Source organism: Lactobacillus sp. HBUAS51381 (genome assembly GCF_012641095.1).
Classification (GTDB): domain Bacteria; phylum Bacillota; class Bacilli; order Lactobacillales; family Lactobacillaceae; genus Levilactobacillus.
Genome location: NZ_JAAVSC010000061.1, coordinates 1 through 5,746 on the forward strand (window position 1 = coordinate 1; position 5,746 = coordinate 5,746).

The window sequence follows — 5,746 nt, forward strand, 5'->3', positions numbered from 1 at the left end:
TCAAAATGCTTAAGTTACTGAACCGCCGTATACGGAACCGTACGTACGGTGGTGTGAGAGGTCGGTAGCCGAACTAATCGGCTACCTCCTACTCGATTGACAAGAAATAGTGTCCATTAAGCTAGTGATCAACGACCCCACCTGCGGCTGTCAGAGATTCCGGCGCTGACCGCTTGCGGTCTGAAAAGCGGTCCTCCGGTTCGGTTTGGAGACTGACAAAGCCCGTCAGTCTCCAAACACGTCCCACGCTGTAAGCTGCTGCACAGCTAACACCGCTGTCACGGCTGCGGCCATCGGTTCTGACTGCCTCCGGTTCCGGTGGTTGAAAGCCATTAAATGTGCGCTAACATCGCTGAAATGGCGGCGTTCATCCATGTTGACTGGCGAACGGTAAGGTGGCAACCCGTCCATAGGCTAAACAACGGTGAAGCCCGCTGCCGTCAGCACCCGTGTCACCTGATCCGCCTGATCACTGGCAATGTGTAGTTCGATGATCCGAGCTTCTGGTTGCCGAACCACCATTAAGGTTTGGATACTGAGGTGGTGTTCGGCCAGCACCTTGCCAATGGCAAAGATCACGCCGGGCTGGTCGTGGGTTACCCGAATACGACTGACGACGCCAGATTCACCATAGCCAGAGATGTTCAGGAAGGCGTCCAAAATATCATTATTCGTGATAATCCCCACGACTTGCGCCTCACGGGTAACGGGAAGCACGCCAATCTTGTGTTGGCGCATTTGGTAAATGGCATCCTCCAACTGGGCGGTGTCAGGGACAGTTTGAACGTGTGTCTCCATGATGGTTGCCACGGTGGTCTGGGTTAATAAATAATTGGTCTCGTAGACGGATAGACTCGTCGCCTGTGATGGCAGTGCTCGGGCGATAATGCCTTGCGTCACGATACCGACTAGGCGATGACCATCGAGCACGGGCAAACGGTGAATGTCATGTTCCTTCATGCGTTCAATGGCGGCACTAACGGTCGTTTGTGGTGTGGCAATAATTAATTTGGTGGACATATAATCGGCTACACTCATGGTTTATCCTCCTAAGTAGGCCTGCTGAACGGCCTGATTGTCTAATAGTTCCTGACCAGTTCCCTGTAACTTGATCTGACCGGCAGCTAAAACGTATCCGCGATCAGCAATCGCTAGGGCCTTATTGGCATTTTGCTCGATAAGGAGAACGGTGGTTCCGGCGGCGTTAATGGCCCGAATAATATCGAAAATTTCATTAATGAAGATGGGAGCTAATCCCATGGATGGTTCATCGAGCAGCATGAGTCGCGGATGGGACATCAGGGCCCGTCCCATGGCCAGCATCTGTTGTTCCCCACCCGATAAGGTGGCCGCATCCTGGTAGCGACGTTGCTTGAGCACGGGAAAATACTGGTAGACTTCGGCATAGGATTGGGCCAGATTCTGCCGGTCCTTGCGGATGAACGCGCCCATCTGAAGATTTTCCTGAACCGACAGCCCGGGAAAAATATGGCGGCCTTCGGGAACTTGCGAGATACCGGCCCGCACAATCTTGGGGGCGGCGTCTCGTTGGAGGGGATGCTGTAAGTACGTTATTTCACCGCTGACTGGGCGGATGAGGCCAGAGATCGTCTGAAGAATAGTGGACTTGCCAGCGCCGTTAGCGCCAATCAAGGTGACAATCTCACCGGTGTGAATCGACAGGCTAACCCCTTTGATCGCCTGAATGGCCCCATAATTGACGACCAAATCCTTGATATCTAGCATGATGGTTCGCCTCCTAGGTAGGCTTTAATGACGGCTGGATTTTGTTGAATTTCTGACGGTGTTCCTTCGGCTAGTAGGGCGCCGTGATTCAGGACGTAGAGGCGCTCGACAACGGACATGACTAAGGACATATCGTGTTCAATAAGCACGACCGTGATGTGAAAGTCGTGTTGAATCTGCCGAATAAGCCGGGTTAAATCGGCGGTTTCTTCGGGATTCATGCCCGCCGCCGGTTCATCCAAGAATAGAATCTTGGGCTTAGTGGCTAGCGCGCGAACAATCTCTAGTCGCCGCTGCGTACCATAGGGGAGGTTCTTAGCGGGCTGGTTGGCAACGTCGGTGAGATTGAAGAAGGCCAATAGTTCTTGTGCGGCCGTGGTCATGGCGGCCTCTGTCTGATAATACTTTGGCGTCCGGAAGATACTCGAGAAGAACCCATCGTGATAGTGATTCGTCATGGCAATGCGAACGTTGTCGAGTACACTGAGGGTTTTGAAGAGGCGAATGTTTTGGAAGGTGCGTGATAGTCCGGCTTGGGCAATTGCCGTGGGGCGTTTGCCGGTTAGGGATTGAACACCTTGATCGGTAGACAAGGTGATGGCCCCAGAAGTCACGGGCGTTTCCCCCGTTAATAAGTTGAAAAGTGTGGTCTTACCGGCATCATTAGGGCCAATTAGACCAACCAATTCATTCTGGTTAAAGTGGACCGAGACATTGGCCACAGCGGTTAAACCGCCGAAATTTTTGACGAGTTGTTGTGCATTTAAGAGGGGGCTAGTCATGAACGGTCGCCTTCTTTCTGGATTGGCTAAGACGCTTGAACGAAAATTCCCAATTACCCAGCAAGCCGGCTGGTTTAAAGATCATGATCAGGATTAGGGCGAGCGAGTAAATAATCATCCGTAGGGTTCCAAAGTTTTGCAAAATGGTATCCAGCGCGCCCAACACAATGGCGGCGACAAAGGTTCCCGTGATACTGCCGACGCCACCGAGAACAACGATGATCAGAATCGCGATCGAGGCCATGATGTTAAAGTCGCCGGGCGCAATCGTTTGGATGTAGGCTGCGTGTAAGGACCCACCAATAGCGGCCGTTCCGGCGCCAAAGACGAAGGCCACCAGTTTCCAACGCGTGGTGTTGATGCCCATCGCCTCGGCCGCAATCTCGTCCTCGCGAACGGCCATGACGGCCCGACCACGACGGCTGTGAATGAAGTTAACGGTCATGATGGTCGTGAGGCACATCAACACGTAGACCGTGGCCCAGGTCACTAACGGGGGGATGTTGAAGAGCCCGGCCGCCCCATTGGTGATCTTAAAGTTGTTGATTAAGATGCGAATAATCTCAGCGGCACCCATGGTTGCGATGGCGAGGTAGTCGCCGTGTAAACGTAGTGTGGGGATGCCCACGATCAGGGCGGCCACCATGGCGATGGCGATGCCCACGACCATCGACAGGTAGAAGCCGAGAGGCGTGGCGATATTTTGGGTGATAATCCCGGTAGCGTAGGCCCCAATGGCCATAAAACCGGCGTGCCCCAGCGAAAATTGACCGGAGAAACCAATGATGAGATTTAATCCCGTCGCTAAGATGATATTGATACCAATGGTGACCAGCATATTTTCGATAAATGAATTGATAATACCGAAAAACTCGCAGGCGTCAATGAGGACAAAGACCGCCACCATCAACGCTAACCAGGCGAGATTGTATTTTAGATTTGCTTTCATCGCAGCGACCTCCTAGACTTTCTCTTTTAATTTCTTGCCAAAGATCCCGGCCGGAAGCACCAGCAAAATGACAATTAAGACGAAATAAACGACAGCATCCTTGTACGCCGAGAGGCCGATAGCCTGGACGCCGGTCTCCAACAGGCCAGTCAGGAAGCCACCCAGTGAGGCGCCAGGGACCGACCCAATCCCGCCGATGACTGCCGCGACGAAGGCCTTAATGCCGGGCGTCATGCCCATCAGCGGATCGATCGAGTTGTAGTACAGCCCAATCAAGACGCCGGCCGCTCCCGCCATGGCGGAACCGAGAGCGAACGTAAAGGAGATGGTGTGGTTGAGATTGATCCCGACCAGTTGGGCCGCCTGTGGGTCGACCGCCACGGCCCGCATGGCCTTGCCCATTTTAGTCTGCTTGATGACGAGCTCCAGCAGGATCATCAGGAGACAAGCCGTCCCAAGAATAATCAATTGAATGTTGGAGATGCGTAGGCCCAGCACATGGTAGGTAATGGTGGGAAGGACCTGTGGGAAGCTGCGGGCGTTGGCCGAAAAGAGATAGGTCATGCCATTTTCAAGTAGGAAAGAGACCCCGATGGCGGTAATCAGCGCCGTGATCCGGGGCGAGTTACGCAGCGGGCGATAGGCGAAGTATTCAATCAGCACGCCGATGATGGCGCAGAAAATCATGGCCGATAGGAGCGTTAAGATAAAGTTAAAGTGGAGCCCGTTAATCACGTAGTATCCCCAGAAAGCCCCCAGCATGTAGATGTCGCCGTGCGCGAAATTAATCAACTTGATGATGCCGTAAACCATGGTATACCCCAGCGCCAGTAGCGCGTAGATACTGCCTAACGAGAGGCCATTAATCAATTGTTGTCCAAATGTCTGCATGGGATCACTCCAATCTTGACGAAATTATTTAAGCGTATAGGCTTGTGAAACCTGACCGGCCGTCAGCTTTTCAATCACCATCGACTTTTCGGGGTTGTGGTGGTGATTCATGGTGATGGTGCCGGTGACGCCCTTAAAGTTCTTGAGGTCGGCCAAGCCGGTGGTAATCTTAACGGAATTGGCTGATTTTTCTTGTTCAATGGCGGCCTTAATCATGTAGATGGAATCGTAGGCCAGTGCCGAGAAGGTCGGTGCGGTCGTGTGGTATTTGGCCTGGTAGGTCTTCAAGAAATCGGCGGTCAAGGGGTTTGTTTCACCAGTCTTGGTAGAGAAGGGGGTCGTGTAATAGATGTTGCTGGTATTGGCCTTCCCGGCAATCTTGGTGAGGCGACTATCCGCCATACCATCGCTGCCGATAATGGGAACGTTGATGCCGGCCTGCCGAGCTTGCTTGATAATCAAGCCCAATTCGGAATAGTAGCCGGGCGCATAGATGGCCTCAATCTTCTTGTGTTTGAGGGCGGTCAGGATGGCGTTGAAGTCCTTGTCACCTTCCTGGAAAGTCTGACTGCTGACGACGTTACCGGTGTAATCCTTCTTGAAGGCCTTGGTCAGGCCAGTGCCGTAGTCGCTCGAGTTGTCGGTCAGAATCGCCACATTTTTCGCTTTTAACGTTTTCGTCATAAATTTGGCTGCGGACGATCCCTGATAGTTGTTTTGGAAACAGGCGCGGAAGATGTACTTTTGAACGGTTCTGTTTTTCTGTAGCGTATAGCCGGGATCGGTGGCTGACGGGCTAACGGACGGCACCTCGGCCTTGGTCATGTTGGGAATCGACGCGGTACCGGCGTTGGTCGCTGCGGGCCCGACAACGGCGACAACCTTATCGTTGTTGACCAATTGCGCGGCGACCGAAGCGGCCGTCGTGTTGGAGGTCTTGTTGTCTCGCACGACCAGTTGAATCTTCTTTTTGGTTTGGCCGACCTTGATACCGCCGGCCCGATTGATTTTGTTCACGGCTAACTGGATGCCTTGTTTCTGCTGCTGGCCATAACCAGCGGCCGATCCGGAGAGTTCCATGTTGACGCCAATCTTGATGGTTTTGCCCGGGTTGTTTCCTTGCCCGCTACCGTTGTTTTTCGCGGTACTACAGCCGGCCAGTGCCAGAATAAGAGTTGAGAGTGCGCCAATCTTGAGGAGTGTTTTGTGCCATTTAATCATATGTCATCCCTGCCTTCTTTATTTTTGAAGAAACGTGATGCGCGCCAATCCTCCTTTGAACAATCGAGTAGGAGGTAGCCGATTAGTTCGGCTACCGACCTCTCACACCACCGTACGTACGGTTCCGTATACGGCGGTTCAGTAACTTAAGCATTTT

The 5,746-nt window shown here is 52.9% G+C and carries 6 protein-coding genes; all 6 read right to left on the minus strand.

What is annotated here, in order from left to right; all coding sequences use genetic code 11:
• Nucleotides 1–414: 414 nt before the first annotated feature.
• From HEQ50_RS12315 to HEQ50_RS12340, 6 genes are read right to left on the minus strand one after another with little or no spacing between them, the layout of a single operon-like run.
• Nucleotides 415–1,038 carry a CBS domain-containing protein gene (locus HEQ50_RS12315; protein ID WP_168900795.1) on the minus strand — a complete coding sequence of 208 codons (624 nt, stop codon included), beginning with the start codon at nucleotides 1,036–1,038 and terminating at the stop codon, nucleotides 415–417.
• A gap of 3 nt (nucleotides 1,039–1,041) precedes the next feature.
• Nucleotides 1,042–1,746: an ABC transporter ATP-binding protein gene (locus tag HEQ50_RS12320; protein WP_168900796.1), complete on the minus strand. Its 705-nt coding sequence runs from the start codon at nucleotides 1,744–1,746 to the stop codon at nucleotides 1,042–1,044.
• Nucleotides 1,740–2,528 carry an ABC transporter ATP-binding protein gene (locus HEQ50_RS12325; protein WP_168900797.1) on the minus strand — a complete coding sequence of 263 codons (789 nt, stop codon included), beginning with the start codon at nucleotides 2,526–2,528 and terminating at the stop codon, nucleotides 1,740–1,742. Before HEQ50_RS12325 ends, HEQ50_RS12320 begins: the two co-directional genes overlap by 7 nt.
• The gene (locus HEQ50_RS12330; protein ID WP_168900798.1) at nucleotides 2,521–3,477 is read right to left on the minus strand and encodes a branched-chain amino acid ABC transporter permease; all 957 of its coding nucleotides are present in this window, start codon (nucleotides 3,475–3,477) and stop codon (nucleotides 2,521–2,523) included. Before HEQ50_RS12330 ends, HEQ50_RS12325 begins: the two co-directional genes overlap by 8 nt.
• A 12-nt stretch (nucleotides 3,478–3,489) precedes the next feature.
• Nucleotides 3,490–4,368 (minus strand): branched-chain amino acid ABC transporter permease, encoded by an 879-nt coding sequence (locus tag HEQ50_RS12335; protein ID WP_168900799.1) that lies wholly within the window; start codon nucleotides 4,366–4,368, stop codon nucleotides 3,490–3,492.
• A gap of 24 nt (nucleotides 4,369–4,392) precedes the next feature.
• The gene (locus tag HEQ50_RS12340; RefSeq protein ID WP_168900800.1) at nucleotides 4,393–5,589 is read right to left on the minus strand and encodes an ABC transporter substrate-binding protein; all 1,197 of its coding nucleotides are present in this window, start codon (nucleotides 5,587–5,589) and stop codon (nucleotides 4,393–4,395) included.
• Nucleotides 5,590–5,746 lie beyond the last annotated feature (157 nt).